This window comes from Allobosea sp. P4_H5, assembly GCF_056400825.1.
The window spans coordinates 71,218-85,165 of record NZ_JBFUKM010000012.1 but is presented as its reverse complement, the minus strand read 5'-3'; the positions used below and the strand labels follow the sequence as shown (position 1 = coordinate 85,165).

Below are 13,948 nucleotides of genomic sequence, written 5' to 3'. Positions count from 1 at the left end.
TCGTGGCACCGCCATGTGCGATGCAGGGCGGCTTGACCGTGGCCGCCCAGTCGGGCTCGTAGCGCCGCGACGGGGTGTGAACGCGTGATGCCGGTGGCTGGAGCAAATTGCGGAATCGCCGGATTGCGGGCGCCCTTCGTGCTGCTGGAAGACCGCAGCGGGGCAGGGCAGGCACTGCTCTTCGCCGATCCCGCCGAGATCATCACGGCCAGCGAGCCATCCGGCATTGCCGGCGCATTCGCCGGCATCGAAGCCGGTCTGGCGCGCGGCCTGCACGCGGCCGGCTTCCTCTCCTATGAGCTGGGCTATGCCTTCGAGCCGCGGCTGGCAGGGCTGTTGCTGAGCAAGCCTCGGCTGCCGCTGCTCTGGTTCGGCCTGTTCGAAGCGCCGCGCAGCATCGCTCCGGCGGAGCTCGACAAGGCGTTCGCGGCGCGGTGTCCGCCGCCACTGGAAGATCTGGCGTTCGGGCTGGACGAAGCGGCGCATGCGGCGGCGGTGCAGCGCGTGCTCGACTATCTCCATGCCGGCGATGCCTATCAGGTCAATCTGACTTTCCCGATCCGCTTCCGCTATCCTGGCGATCCGCTCGCACTTTACGGTGCGCTCAGGGCGAGCCAGCCGGTCGCCCATGGCGGCATCGTCGCGACAGGCGAGGCGAGCATCCTCTCGGTCTCGCCGGAGCTGTTCATCGAGACGGCAGACGAGCGCGCGGTCACCCGGCCGATGAAGGGAACGGCGGCGCGTGGCATCGATGCGCAGGCGGACGAGGCGGCGAAGGCAGCGCTCCGCGCCGATCCGAAGCAGCGGGCCGAGAACCTGATGATCGTCGACCTCCTGCGCAACGATCTCAGCCGGATCAGCGAGCAGGGCTCGGTCAAGGTACCGGCGCTGTTCAGCGTCGAGACCTATCCGGGCTTCCACACGCTGACCTCGATGGTGACGAGCCGATTGCGGCCAGGCCTGTCGCTGCTTGAGCAGATGCTGGCACTGTTTCCCTGCGGCTCGGTCACCGGCGCGCCGAAGCTGCGGGCGATGGAGATCATCCGTGAGCTCGAAGCCGCGCCGCGCGGGATCTACACGGGATCGCTCGGCATGATCGCCCCGAATGGCGATCTCAGCTTCAACGTCGCGATCCGGACTGCGACGCTGCTGCCGGGAGGCGAGGGCGTCTACGGCGTCGGCGGCGGTATCGTCGTCGATTCCAGGCCGGCAGAGGAATATGCGGAGTGCCGGCTGAAGGCGCGGGTGCTGACGGATCTCGCTGGGGATTACGGACTGATCGAGACGCTGCGCTGGTCAGGTGGCTATGTCCGGTTGGCGTTGCATCTTGAGCGTCTTGCCGCGTCGGCGGCGGCACTCGGCTTTCGGCTCGATCGGGCGGAGGCGCTCGGGCAGCTCGCCGAGGCTGAGGCGTCGTTTCCTGCCGGCGAGGAACGGCGCGTGCGTTGCGAGCTGCGCCGCGACGGCACGCTTCAAATCACTGCTGCGCTGATGCCGGTCGTGGCGGGCGGCGCGGTCCGGATCGCGATTGCGAGGCAGCGGGTCGATGCCGGCGATCCGTTCCTGCGTCACAAGACGACGCGTCGGGCGGTTTATGAGCGAGCCTTCGCGGAGGCGGCGTCGCAAGGCTGCGACGATGCCCTGCTTTTGAACCGGCAAGGCTTCGTCACCGAGACCAGCCGCAGCAATGTCTTTGTCGAGCACGACGGGGTGCTGCTGACGCCGCCGCTGGAGCATGGCCTGCTGCCGGGCGTATTGCGCCGGGAACTCATCGAAACCGGCGCTGCCCGTGAGGCGCCGCTGCGGCTCGACGACCTCAGGCAGGCCGGGCGCTGGTTCGTCGGCAACAGCCTGCGCGGGCTGCAGCTTGCAAAGATCGCCGGTTCCGCCCTTGCGTCCGACGCCCCCAATCAGAAATAACGGGTTGGGGTGCATGGGGAATCGCCGGCCGTGCCGACGCTGTTCAAGTTCCTGACGTTCCTGGCTGTCATCGCCGGGCTGGTCTATGGCGGCATGCTCGCGCTGGTCACCTTCGTGAAGCCGGAGCCGCGCGAGATGGTCGAAATCGTGCCGCCCTCGAAGCTGCAGCAGAAATGAGCAAGCAGGCGCGCTCCTGGCTGAACGGCTTCCTCGACATGCTGGCGGCCGAGCGTGGTGCAGCCAAGAACACGCTCGAGGCCTATGAGCGCGATCTCGATGACTATCTCGGCTTCGCCGCGAGCCAGGGCGGGCCGGCCGCGGCCACGGCGGACGACATCCGGGCTTATCTGGTCGAGTTGTCGGAACGCGGGCTGAAGGCTTCCTCAGCGGCGCGTCGGCTCTCGGCCGTCAGGCAGTTCCATCGCTTCCTCTACACGGAAGGCCTCGCCGGCACCGATCCGACCGCCGCGATCGAGGGGCCGCGGCTTGGCCGGCCATTGCCGAAGGTGCTCAGCGTCGCCGAGGTCGATCGGCTGATCGGTACAGCCCAGCAGATGGCGGAGCAGGAGGGGCTCTCGCCCGCTGCGCGGGCGCGCGGCGTCAGGATGCGCTGCCTGATCGAGATGCTCTACGCCACCGGCCTGCGCGTCTCCGAACTGATCGCGCTGCCGCTCTCCGCCGCGACGACGCGCGAGCGCTTCCTGGTCGTGCGCGGCAAGGGCGACAAGGACCGGCTGGTGCCGCTGAACGAGGCGGCGCGCGTCGCCGCCGCGGCGCATCTTGCCGTGCTGCGCGGGCAGGGCGCGGCGGACGGACGCTGGCTTTTTCCCTCCGATGGTGAGAGCGGGCACCTGACCCGCCAGGCCTTCGGGCGCGATCTCAAGTCACTGGCTGCAGCGGCGGGCCTGTCGCCAGCCAAGGTCTCGCCGCATGTGCTGCGGCATGCCTTCGCCAGCCATCTCCTGCAGAACGGCGCCGATCTGCGCGTTGTGCAGGAGCTCCTGGGCCATGCCGACATCGCGACGACGCAGATCTACACCCACATCCTCGACGAGCGACTGAAGAGCATGGTCCGCGACCTGCATCCGCTGATGGACGGCGAGGGGTAGCCTCGCTCAGGCTGCGTTCGGCGTGTTCGGAGCCGGCTCCTCGCCCTTGCGGCCACAGAGAGCCAGCATGGCGCGGGCGATCTCGGCCTCGCCCATGATGGTGCGGCTGGCGCCGCACTCCCTGAGATGCTCGACCTCGGCAAGCGAATGGGCGCGGGCGATGATCGGCAGGTTCGGGTTCTGCTTGCGCGCCTGCTCGCAGACCTGACCGGCCTCGAAGCTGCCGGGGATGGCGACGAAGAGGCGCTTTGCCCGCGGCAACGCGGCGGCACCGAGCACCTCCGGATCGGCGGCATTGCCGACCAGCACTTCCGCGCCGTCGCGGCGGGCGGCGGCGACACCGTCATCCTGGTCCTCGATCACCAAGAGCTTTTCGCCCATAGCCGTAAGGCCAGCGCCGAGCAGCGAGCCGACGCGGCCATAGCCGACGACGACGATGTGGTCGGAGAGTTCGGTCGGGACGATGTCGCGTTCGGGGGCGGGCTCGGGCGTCGCGGCCGGCGCTTCCGGCTGAGGGACGGGCGCGGCCTCGGCCGGCTTCGGTTCTGCCGGCTTGGGCTTGGCCGGTGCCGGGTCTGGCGGGGCGAAGCGGTCGACCAGCTTGAACATCAGCGGGTTGAGCACGATCGAGAAGATCGCACCGGCGAGGATCAGGTCGCGGCCCTGCTCCGGCAGAAGCTTCAAGGAGACGCCGAGCCCGGCGAGGATGAAGGAGAACTCGCCGATCTGCGCCAGGCTTGCCGAAATCGTCAGCGCGACCTGATCGGGCTTGCCGAAGGCGCGCACGATCAGCCAGGCCGCCAGGGTCTTGCCGAACAGGATGATGGCGATGGTTGCGATCAGCGGTAAAGGCGCGCGCAGCAGGATGCCGGGGTCGAACAGCATGCCCACGGAGACGAAGAACAGCACGGCGAAGGCGTCGCGCAGGGGTAGCGATTCCTCGGCGGCGCGATGGCTGAGCGGCGATTCGCTGAGGATCATGCCGGCAAAGAAGGCGCCGAGCGCGAAGGAGACGCCGAACAGGCTGGCGGCGAGATAGGCGACGCCAAGCGCGATCGCCAGCACGGCGAGGCGGAACAGCTCGCGCGAGCCGGTATGGGCGACCCAATGCAGGATCCAGGGGATCAGCCGGCGGCCGACGATCAGCATGAAGGCGACGAAGGCGGCGACCTTGGCGAGCGTCAGGCCGAGCACGCCCCAGAGGCCGAGATCGAAGCGTGTCGCCAGCGGCCCGCTGCCCGCAGCTGTGCCGGAGCCGCCGTTCAGCACATCGGCGACCGCCGGGATCATCACCAGCGCCAGGACCATGGCGAGGTCCTCTACGATCAGCCAGCCGACGGCGATCTTGCCCTTCTCGGTCTGGACGATGCGGCGTTCCTGCAAGGCGCGCAGCAGCACGACGGTACTGGCGACCGAGAGCGCCAGGCCAAAGACGAGGCCGGCAGGTACGCTCCAGCCGAGCAGCAGCGCCAGCCCCAGGCCGAGCAGGGTCGCAGTGCCGATCTGCACCAGCGCGCCCGGCACCGCGATGGCTTTGACCGAGAGCAGGTCCTTCAGCGAGAAATGCAGGCCGACGCCGAACATCAGCAGGATGACGCCGATTTCAGCGAGGTCGTTGGCGAGGCCCTGGTCGGCGACGAAGCCCGGGGTGAACGGGCCGACCGCGACGCCGGCGAGGAGATAGCCGACGAGCGGGGAAACCCTCAACTTCTGCGCCAGCGCCCCGAACACGAAGGCGAGGCCGAGGCCCATGACGATGATGGCGATCAATGGGCCGTGATGCATGGGTCTCCGGTGGGTCGGCGGAAAAGGGGGTGCCTGCGACTTTGCGGATCGCGGCAGGGGAATTCAACCTTCGATGGTGAACAAAAGTCGCAAAGGAGCTGCGACACGATGTGCAGGGTGCTGCGCTTGGAGCCTGTTCGGAAGCTCAGCCCTCATCCTGAGGAGCGATCGCAGATCGCGTCTCGAAGGATGGTCCAGATGTCTCCGGAGCCTCCTGAAGCATCCTTCGAGGCGCCATTTCTGGCAAAATGGCTCCTCAGGATGAGGGCTGAAAAGTTGCCAAACAGTCTCTCAGGCCTTGGTCGGCTTGTGCTCCAGCAGGATCTGGCCCTGCTTCTCGACGCCGAGCTTCAGCTTCTCGGCGAAGATGGCTAGCATCAAAGGCAGCATCACCTCGACGCGCACCAGCGCATCCTCGACCTCGATCTTGCCGCTGATGGTGTGGCCGAGCGCGGCGACGCCGAATTGCAGCGTGTCGCCCTGCCAGGTCTCCTCGACGAGCTGCATGCCGAAGCTACCGAGCTTGTCGCGGACCTTGCCAACGCCGCCCTGCAGCCGCTGGCGGGCCGCCTCGCGGCCGAGCGAATGCGAGATCGTGATGGTGACGGGGCGTTTCATGCGTCAGGTCCCGGAAGCGTGAGCGAACTGGCGTAGCGCTGAGATGGGCTGCGCGGCCGGCACTTGCAACCGCCTACGGACACGACCTCTAACGAGATCGTCCCGAGCGACCGCTGAGGGCACCCGGGACGAGATGTTCAAGGTGGAACTGGATTTGAAGGTCAGTGGCTGCGGGCTTCGAGCGCCTGCTGGCCTTCCGGAGTGACCTTCCAGAGCTCGTCGCCAGGCTCGGCCAGACCGCGGCCCTGAAGCAGACGCAGCATCGCCTCGCCGAAGATGAAGCGGCGGGTTTCCTCGTTGATGCTTTCCAGCGCGATCCATTCCGGATCGGTCATCACGATGGTCTGCGGGTTCGTCGCGGTCTCGGCCATATCGTCCTCCTCCGTGGCGGTTGCTGCGGTTAGAGGGAAAATCGCGAGCAATTTTGGAGAGTATATGGCCGGCTTCGGGTGGCGCTGCGGCAATTGCGCGGGTTTTCCGGGTTAGCCCGCGGGTTTTCCGGATCAGTGCTAGCCAAAAGGCAGGCGCAGTCCTGCCTCGGTAGCGCAGGCCTTGAGGGCGAGCAGGATCGCGCTCTCGTCGGTCTCGACGCCATGGCGCTGCAGGCAAGGCACCAGGATCGCCGCCTCGGCATGGCCGGCCGGGCCGATCACCGGGCAGGCGATGTCGGTGACGGCGAGGATGTCGCGGCTCGGCGCGATGCGGTGCCCAAGTGTTCGGACCTCGGCAAGGGCGGCTTGCGTCGCCGGTTCGTCGAGGCGCTGCCTGATCTCGGGCGGGGCCTCGCGCATTAGCCCGCGCCGGCGCCCTTCCGACTGGAAGGCGAGGATGAGCAGGCCGGAATTCGCGTCGAGCGCCGGGCGGCCATAGCCGGGGCGGACGATGACGCTGGCGTCGAGATGACCGGCGGTGGTGGCGAGCACCACGGTCTGCGCCCGGCTGAGCACGACGAGATGGGCGGCCTGGCCGCTCTCCTCGCTGAAACGCTCCATCAGCGGTAGCACGACCGAGGTCAGCTGCTTGCCGCCGGGCGTCCTGATGCCGAGGTCGAACAGGCGGCGCGACAGGCCGAGCCGGTCGGTCCCCGGCTCCCGTTCGAGATAGCCGCGCTGCTGCAGCACGAAGACCATGCGGAAGATCTCGCTCTTCGAGCGCTGCAATCGCTCGGCGATCACGCGGGTCGAGAGCGGCTCGCCGATCTCTGCGAGCAGTTCGAGGATGTCGAGGCCCTTTTCCAGGGCGGGGGCGGCATAGGCCGCCTTCTCGTCAGTGTCGGCTTCGAGAGGAACGCTCATGCTGCGCCTGTTTCATATATGAAGCTTGACATCAAATAAGAAGCCAAACTAGCCTCCGGGTAAAGAGGGGGAAAGATGACTGCATCGCCACAACATCCGTCCAGCGCATCCGGACGGCGGGCCCATGGCCCGCAGCCCCAGGGCTGACGGCGATGAAGTATGGGCTCCAGTTTCGCGACGTCTTTGCGGCCTGGCAGTCCATTCTCGACGGCGTCTGGATCACGCTGCTGCTCTCGGGCGTCGCGATGGTCGGTGGGCTCCTCATCGGTATTCTCTGTGCCGCCGGACGGACTTACGGCCCGGCCTGGCTGCGCCGCATTATCGGCGCCTATGTCGAGATCATCCGCAATACGCCGCTGCTGGTGCAGCTCTTCCTGATCTTCTTCGGCTTGCCGAGCTTCGGCGTCAGGCTCGACGGGCTAACCGCGGCGATGATCGCGCTCGTCATCAATCTTGGCGCTTATACCACCGAGATCGTCCGCGCCGGTCTGGAGGCCGTGCCGAAAGCGCAGATCGAGGCGGGCCATTCGCTCGGGCTCTCCGGTCTGCAGGTCTTCCGCTACATCGTCGTCTTCCCGGCGCTGAAGGCGATGTTTCCGGCGCTCGCCAGCCAGTTCGTGCTCTTGATGCTGGCGACCAGCGTCGCCTCGCAGATCTCGGTGCAGGATCTGTTCCATGCTGCGTCCATCGTGCAATCGCGCACCTTCCGCGATTTCGAGGTCTATACGGTGATCGGCGTGCTCTATCTCGCGCTCGCCATCGGCTTCCGTGGCCTGTTCGCCCTGATCTACCGTGTGGTGTTCGTGCGATGATCCGGGAATTCGGCCTCATCGACGTGATGTACCTGATCGCGGCGGCGCGCTGGACGATCGCGCTGACCGCGGTCGCCTTCGCCGGCTCGGCCGTGCTGGGGCTTGGGCTCGCGATCCTGCGCATCCTGCCGATCGCGCCGCTACGCTGGTTCTCGGCGACCTATATCCAATTGGTCCAGGGCACGCCGCTGCTGGTCTGGCTGTTCCTGATCTTCTTCGGCCTGCCGCTCGCCGGCATCTCGGTCAATCCCTGGATCGCGGCGGCCGTCGCCTTCTCAGTCTACGGCTCGGCCTTCCTCGGCGAGATCTGGCGCGGCGCGCTGGTCTCGATCGCCAGGACGCAATGGGAGGCGGGGGCCTCGCTCGGGCTCTCGCTGGCCGAGCAACTACGCTACGTGATCATCCCGCAATCGATCCGGATCGCGATCCCGCCGACGGTCGGCTTCCTCGTGCAACTGATCAAGAACACCTCGCTCGCGGCGGTGATCGGCTTTGTCGAGCTCACCCGCGAGGGCCAGCTCACCGCGGCCGGCACTTACAAGCCCTTCGCCGTCTACATCACCGTCGCCTGCATCTATTTCGCGATGTGCTTCCCTCTCACGCAATGGAGCCGCTCGCTCGAGCGGAAGCTCGATGTCGCTCGTTGAAATCCATGACGTCAGCAAGAGCTATGGCGCCAACCAGGTGCTGAAGGGCGTCTCGCTCGACATCGAGAAAGGCGAGGTCGTCGCCGTGATCGGCCGCTCGGGCTCGGGGAAAAGCACGCTGCTGCGCTGCGTCAACGGGCTGGAGCCGGTGCAGGCCGGCATGATCCGCATCGACGGCGTCAAGGTCAACGATCCTGCGACAGACCTGCGCAAGCTCCGGCAGGAGGTCGGCATCGTCTTCCAGCAGTTCAACCTGTTCCCGCATCTTTCGGTCAGCGACAACATCACGCTCGCTCCACGCGTCGTGAAGAAGCAGCGGCCGGAGGAGGCACGCGAGGTCGCCCGTGAAGTGCTGGCCCGCGTCGGTCTGGCCGACAAGCTCGACGCCTACCCATCCCAGCTCTCCGGCGGCCAGCAGCAGCGCGTTGCGATCGCCCGCTCGCTCGCCATGCGCCCGAAGCTGATGCTGTTCGACGAGGTCACTTCGGCACTCGATCCGGAGCTCACCGGAGAGGTGCTGAAAGTCCTCGAATCCGTGGCGCAGGAGGGCATGACCATGATGCTCGTCACCCACGAAATGGGCTTTGCCCGCCGGTTCGGCTCCCGTGTCGTCTTCATGCACGAGGGCCGTATCCACGAAGAAGGCCAGGCTGCGGCGGTGCTCGCCGCGCCGAAGACGCCCGAGCTCACCACCTTCCTCAGCGCGGTCCTGCACTGAGGAAGAAACACAGTTCCGGTATCGGTCAACGAGGGGAGAGAAAGATGCGTAAACTGTTCGCAGGCTTGGCGGCGATGGCGATCGCTGCGTTCGGTGCGGTCGAGGCCAAGGCCGACAAACTCCAGGACATCCTGTCCAAGGGCGTTGTGCGCATCGGCGTGCCGCTCGACGCACCGCCCTTCGGTTCGCAGGACGCCAACCGCAAGGCGGTCGGATTTGACATCGAACTCGCCGAGATGGTCGCCAAGGGGCTCGGCGTTAAGCTGGAGATGCAGCAGATCACCGGCGCAAACCGCATTCCGTTCCTGCTCACCGACAAGGTCGACATCGTCATTTCGGTGATGGGCCTGTCGCCGGAGCGCGCCCGGCAGATCATGTTCACCGCGCCCTACGCCAACACCTTCCTCGCCGTCTACGGCGCGAAGTCGGCGAACGTGACCAGCCCCGAGACGCTCGGCTCCAACCGCATCGCGGCCGCCAAGGGCACGACGCAGGAACTCGCCATCACCGAAGCCGCACCCAAGGCGAACGTGATGCGCACCGAGGACGACGCGACCGCCGCCGCCGCCTATATCACCGGCCAGGCCGACCTGCTCGCGACCAACTCGATCGTCGCCCAGGCGCTCGCCAAGCAGAATCCGAGCAAGGAGTTCGAGCGCAAATTCGTCATCCGCCGCAGCCCGGCGCATATGGGCGTGCAGATGGACCAGCACAATCTGGTGCGCTGGCTCGACAGTTTCATCTTCTACGCCTCGATGAACGGCGAGCTCGACCGGCTGCACAAGAAGTACCTGGACATGCCGATGGATCCGCTGCCGACGCTGTGAGGCGTCGACACGCGTTCTCCCGTCAGGCGCGGGAACCCCTCTCCTTGAAGGAGAGGGGTAGGGGTGAGGTGTTCGGACTGGAAACGTTGGCCTGAACCCATCCGCGCGGTCAGGTCTCGCGGCACCGGTCACAGGGCCTACCCCTCACCCTGCCCTCTCCCTCCGGGAGAGGGTTCCCCGCGCTCGTGCCTGACATCCCCAGCCCAGTTTCTTCCAGAGCCCCACCATGACCAGCCCCCGCCAGAAGCCCACGCCGCGCCCGTCCAGCGCCTTCCTCACCGTCGATCCGGAGAAGGACGGCAAGCAGGTCGGCTTCCTGATGATCCCGCATTCGCCGCATGACGACGCCTGGGGCGCGACGCGGATTCCGGTCGCGATCATCAAGAACGGCTCGGGCCCGACCGCGATCCTCGAAGGCGGCAATCACGGCGACGAGTACGAGGGGCCGATCGCGATCTGCGACCTGATCCGCGATCTCGATCCCGGCCGCGTGCAGGGGCGGCTCATCCTGATGCCGGCGAACAATGTCCACGCCGTCATCGCCGGCCAACGCACCTCGACGGTCGATGGGCTCAACTTCAACCGGACCTTTCCGGGCGATCCGCGCGGCACCATCACCCAGCAAATCTCAGCCTTCGTCAGCGATCATATCTTGCCTCTTGGCGACGCCTTCCTCGACCTGCACTCCGGCGGCTCCTCGCTCGACATCATCCCGAGCGCGATCGTCGAGCCGAGCGACGATCCCGAACTGCACAAGCGCAATGTCGCGGCTGTGCAGGCCTTCGACGCACCGATGACGGTGGTGATCTCCAATCTCGGCGAGCCGCGCACCGCCACCGCGACCGCCTGCCGCCAGGGGCTCGTCACGGTCGGTACCGAGATGGCGGGCGCCGGTGCGGTCTCGCTGGAGGCGCTGGCGATCTGCCGGCGCGGCGTCGCCAATGTCCTCGATCATCTCGGCATCGTCAGGCGGGACAAGCCGGAGCCGCGTCGCGGCGGCGGCCAGGTGCTCGAACTGCCGGGAACGGCCGCTTACGTCTACGCCACGGCGGACGGCGTCTTCGAGCCCTTCCATGCCAATGGCGAGACGGTCAGCGCCGGGCAGCCGGCCGGGCGCATCCATTGCACCTGGGACCCGACCCGCCCGCCGGAGACGCTGCACTACGCTGCCGACGGCATCCTCTATGGCCGGCGCCAGCCGGGCCGCGTCAGGCCGGGCAATTGCTGCCTGATCGTGGCGGCGCCCTATCGCGGGGTGCTGTCGTGATCGGGCTCGACGACATCCGCGCGGCGCGCTGGCGAATCGCGCCGTATGTCCGCAAGACACCGATCCTGCCTTATCGCCAGCTCAGCTCGCGCGAGGAGTTCGGCGGCACGGTGACGTTGAAGCTCGAATTGTTGCAGGCGGCCGGCTCGTTCAAGGCGCGCGGCGCGATGAACCGGCTGCTGACGCTCTCGGAGGACGAGCTCAAGCGCGGCGTCGTCACCGCGTCGGGCGGCAATCACGGGCTCGCCATCGCCCGCTCGGCTCATGTGCTCGGCGTGAAGGCCAAGATTTTCCTGCCGTCCAACGTCGTCGCCGACAAGGTCGCCAAGCTGAAGCGCTGGGGCGCCGATGTCGAGATCGTCGGCGCGGTCTGGGACGACGCCAATGCCGCTGCGCTGGCCTATGCCGAGAAGACTGGCGCGACTTATGCCCATCCGTTCAGCGATCCCGTGGTGGTCGCCGGCCAGGGCACGCTAGGTCTCGATATCCTAGACGAGATTCCCGATGTCGATGTCATCCTCGTTGCGATTGGCGGCGGTGGGCTGATCACTGGCCTCTCCACCGCGGTGAAGGCGCTGCGGCCGCAGACACGCATCATCGGCATCGAGCCCTATGGCTCGCCGACGCTGCATGCCTGCCTCGATGCCGGCAAGCTGGTGACGCTCGACAGGTTGGAGACGCGGGTCGCGACGATGTCGTGCCGGCGCACCGACCAGGCGATCTACGAGGCGGTCGCGAAAAATGTCGACGAGATCGTGCTGGTCAGCGACGAGGAGATGGAGCAGGCGGCGCAATCGCTCTGGTTCGAGTTCGGCATTGCCGCCGATCTTTCGGGCGCGGCGGCGGTTGCGGCCTTGCAGGCGAAGCGTTTCGTGCCGGCGCCGGGCAGCAAGGTCTGCGCGCTGGTCTGCGGGGCAGGGACGGACGGGACGGCGAGCTGAAGGTCAGCGCGCGACGCTCAATCCCTGCACGCCGTGCTTTGCGATCAGCGCCGCGACGAAGCCCGATTCCTTAGCCGCGGCGACAAACTTCGCCAGATAATCAGCCACCTCGGCCTTGGCCTTGGGCACGCCGATCGCCTGCTGCACGGTCATGAAATACCCGTCGAGGATGCGCGTGCCGGGGATGGCCACGACATCCCTGAGCAGGCGCGGGCGCAGGCCGGCCAGCGCGTCAAGCTCCTTGCCCACGAAATCATTCGCGGAATCGTCGAGCGTGCTGGAGCGGACGAGTTCGGCCTTGCGGATGTTGCGGTCGAGCCAGAGCCCGTAGGCGGCGCGGCCGCTCACCGCGATGCGGACACCCTCGGCATCGACATCGGCGATCTCGCGCAGCGATGACGCTGCGCGGACCAGATAGGTTGCCTCGATCTCGGCATAGGCCGGGGTGAAGCTGATCGCTTCGGCCCGCTGCGGCTCGGCGCCGATCAGGCCGACATCCCATTCGTCGCAAGGCGCGGCGTCTGCAAGCAGGCCGGGATTCTCGTAGGGCACATAGCGCAGGCCTGTGCCGAGAAAGTCGGCAAGCGCCCGGGCCATGTCGGGCGAGACGCCTTGCGGCTCGCCCTGTGGGCCGCGGCTGGAGACCAGCAGGAAGTTCGAGAGGTTGATGCCGGCGCGCAGCAGGTTGGCTGGAGCCAGATGCTCGCGCATGGTCGGCGAGAGCTGGCCGATATCGGGGCGGAATTCCATGGTGTCGTCCTCCCTGTCGTTGGCGCTGCTTATGCCGTGCAGCCGGCGGGGAAGACAAGCGGGCCTGAGAACGTCAGAGCTTCAGCCAGCGCGCCCCCCTGGCCGAGGAGCGCACGGCAGCTTCGATGAAGCGGACACCGCGCACGCCGTCAGCGACGTCAGGCACCAGCAGCGAGAAGGGTGCGGGCCCGCGCCCCTCTATCCGCGCCGTGATCTGCTCGGCGATATCGACGTAGAGCTGGGCGAAGCCTTCGAGATAACCCTCGGGATGGCCGGCCGGCACGCGCGAAGCGGCATTGGCGACCGGATAGGCGCCGGCGCCATTGCGGCGGATCAGGCGCGGCGGCTCGCCCAGCGGCGAATGGATCAGCAGGTTCGGATTCTCCTGCTGCCATTCGAGCCCGCCCTTCTCGCCATAGAGGCGGATGCGCAGGCCGTTCTCTTGGCCGGCCGCGACCTGGCTGCACCAGAGCATGCCGCGCGCGCCGCCCTTGAAGCGCAGCAGCATATGGGCGTTGTCGTCGAGCCGGCGACCCTCGACAAAGACATGCGCCTCGGCCGCGAGCGCCTCGACCTCGTCGCCGGCGATGAATTCGGCGAGGTTGAAGGCATGACTGCCGATGTCGCCGATCGAACCGGCCGGGCCGGACTTGGTCGGGTCGGTGCGCCACTCAGCCTGCTTCTGGCCGCTCTCCTCGAGCTTTGTTGCGAGCCAGTCCTGCGCGTATTCGACCTGGACGACGCGCAGCTTGCCGAGTGCGCCCTCGGCGACCATGGCCTTGGCCTGCCGGACCAGCGGATAGCCGGTGTAGTTGTGGGTGACCGCGAAGATCAGGCCGCTATCCTTCGCCAGCCTGGCGAGCGCTTGCGCCTCGCGCAGGCTCGTCGTTAGCGGCTTGTCGCAGATCACATGGATGCCGGCCTTGAGGAAGGCTTTTGCTGCCGGCGCGTGGGCGTGGTTCGGCGTGACGATCGCGACCGCGTCGATGCAGTCCTTGCGGCGTTTCTCGCGCTTTGCCATCTCGGCCGCATCGGCATAGAGGCGGGCGGGGTCGAGCAGCAGGTCCTCGCCCGAAAGGCGCCCACGCTCCGGATCGGAAGAGAGAGCGCCGGCGACGAGCTGCCAGCGGTCGTCGAGCCGGGCGGCGATACGATGCACCGCGCCGATGAAGGCGCCGCGCCCGCCGCCGACCATGCCGAGCCGCAAGCGGCGGTTGAGTTTTTGCGTCGTCGAGCCTTCGATCGCCATCAGCGCCTCC

General features: G+C 67.2%; 15 protein-coding genes. 9 read left to right on the top strand and 6 right to left on the bottom strand.

Annotation, left to right across the window (positions count from 1 at the left end; all coding sequences use genetic code 11):
* Positions 1-123 precede the first annotated feature (123 nt).
* The 3 genes from AC1DS0_RS23205 to AC1DS0_RS23195 are packed head-to-tail and all read left to right on the top strand — an operon-like array spanning position 124 to position 3,029.
* A complete protein-coding gene (locus AC1DS0_RS23205; RefSeq protein ID WP_476816613.1) occupies positions 124-1,920 on the top strand; it encodes an aminodeoxychorismate synthase component I in 1,797 nt (598 codons plus the stop codon).
* Positions 1,921-1,950: 30 nt separating this feature from the next.
* Positions 1,951-2,097, top strand: coding sequence for a histidine kinase (locus AC1DS0_RS23200; protein ID WP_152015343.1), 147 nt, complete (start codon positions 1,951-1,953; stop codon positions 2,095-2,097).
* Positions 2,094-3,029: a site-specific tyrosine recombinase XerD gene (locus AC1DS0_RS23195; protein ID WP_476816612.1), complete on the top strand. Its 936-nt coding sequence runs from the start codon at positions 2,094-2,096 to the stop codon at positions 3,027-3,029. Before AC1DS0_RS23200 ends, AC1DS0_RS23195 begins: the two co-directional genes overlap by 4 nt.
* A 6-nt stretch (positions 3,030-3,035) precedes the next feature.
* Here the strand turns inward: AC1DS0_RS23195 and AC1DS0_RS23190 are convergent, their stop codons facing one another.
* From AC1DS0_RS23190 to AC1DS0_RS23175, 4 genes are all read right to left on the bottom strand, one after another.
* Positions 3,036-4,814 carry a cation:proton antiporter domain-containing protein gene (locus AC1DS0_RS23190; protein ID WP_476816611.1) on the bottom strand — a complete coding sequence of 593 codons (1,779 nt, stop codon included), beginning with the start codon at positions 4,812-4,814 and terminating at the stop codon, positions 3,036-3,038.
* A gap of 291 nt (positions 4,815-5,105) precedes the next feature.
* Positions 5,106-5,432, bottom strand: a complete 327-nt coding sequence (locus AC1DS0_RS23185) for a polyhydroxyalkanoic acid system family protein (protein WP_476816610.1) — start codon at positions 5,430-5,432, stop codon at positions 5,106-5,108.
* A 161-nt stretch (positions 5,433-5,593) separates the two neighbouring features.
* Positions 5,594-5,803, bottom strand: a complete 210-nt coding sequence (locus tag AC1DS0_RS23180) for a hypothetical protein (protein ID WP_100962668.1) — start codon at positions 5,801-5,803, stop codon at positions 5,594-5,596.
* Positions 5,804-5,941: 138 nt separating this feature from the next.
* Entirely contained in the window at positions 5,942-6,727 is a 786-nt protein-coding gene (locus AC1DS0_RS23175; RefSeq protein ID WP_476816609.1) for an IclR family transcriptional regulator, read from the bottom strand.
* 152 nt (positions 6,728-6,879) lie between these two features.
* On the opposite strand from AC1DS0_RS23175, the gene AC1DS0_RS23170 reads away from it, so the two are divergent.
* The 6 genes from AC1DS0_RS23170 to AC1DS0_RS23145 all read left to right on the top strand — a co-directional run bounded on the left by AC1DS0_RS23170 (position 6,880) and on the right by AC1DS0_RS23145 (position 11,939).
* Positions 6,880-7,539, top strand: a complete 660-nt coding sequence (locus AC1DS0_RS23170; RefSeq protein ID WP_476816608.1) for an amino acid ABC transporter permease — start codon at positions 6,880-6,882, stop codon at positions 7,537-7,539.
* A complete protein-coding gene (locus AC1DS0_RS23165; RefSeq protein WP_476816607.1) occupies positions 7,536-8,186 on the top strand; it encodes an amino acid ABC transporter permease in 651 nt (216 codons plus the stop codon). Before AC1DS0_RS23170 ends, AC1DS0_RS23165 begins: the two co-directional genes overlap by 4 nt.
* Positions 8,173-8,904 (top strand): amino acid ABC transporter ATP-binding protein, encoded by a 732-nt coding sequence (locus tag AC1DS0_RS23160; RefSeq protein WP_476816606.1) that lies wholly within the window; start codon positions 8,173-8,175, stop codon positions 8,902-8,904. The genes AC1DS0_RS23165 and AC1DS0_RS23160 overlap by 14 nt, the downstream gene beginning before the upstream one ends.
* Positions 8,905-8,948: 44 nt before the next feature.
* Entirely contained in the window at positions 8,949-9,731 is a 783-nt protein-coding gene (locus tag AC1DS0_RS23155; protein ID WP_476816605.1) for a transporter substrate-binding domain-containing protein, read from the top strand.
* A 226-nt stretch (positions 9,732-9,957) separates the two neighbouring features.
* Positions 9,958-10,998, top strand: coding sequence for a succinylglutamate desuccinylase/aspartoacylase family protein (locus tag AC1DS0_RS23150; RefSeq protein WP_476816604.1), 1,041 nt, complete (start codon positions 9,958-9,960; stop codon positions 10,996-10,998).
* On the top strand, positions 10,995-11,939 hold the full coding sequence (locus AC1DS0_RS23145; protein ID WP_476816603.1) for a threonine ammonia-lyase: 945 nt from the start codon (positions 10,995-10,997) through the stop codon (positions 11,937-11,939). The genes AC1DS0_RS23150 and AC1DS0_RS23145 overlap by 4 nt, the downstream gene beginning before the upstream one ends.
* A gap of 3 nt (positions 11,940-11,942) precedes the next feature.
* Here AC1DS0_RS23145 and AC1DS0_RS23140 read toward each other — a convergent pair whose 3' ends face one another.
* A complete protein-coding gene (locus AC1DS0_RS23140) occupies positions 11,943-12,689 on the bottom strand; it encodes a transporter substrate-binding domain-containing protein (protein WP_476816602.1) in 747 nt (248 codons plus the stop codon).
* 73 nt (positions 12,690-12,762) lie between these two features.
* Complete coding sequence (locus AC1DS0_RS23135) at positions 12,763-13,938, bottom strand: Gfo/Idh/MocA family protein (RefSeq protein WP_476816601.1); 1,176 nt, start codon at positions 13,936-13,938, stop codon at positions 12,763-12,765.
* Positions 13,939-13,948 lie beyond the last annotated feature (10 nt).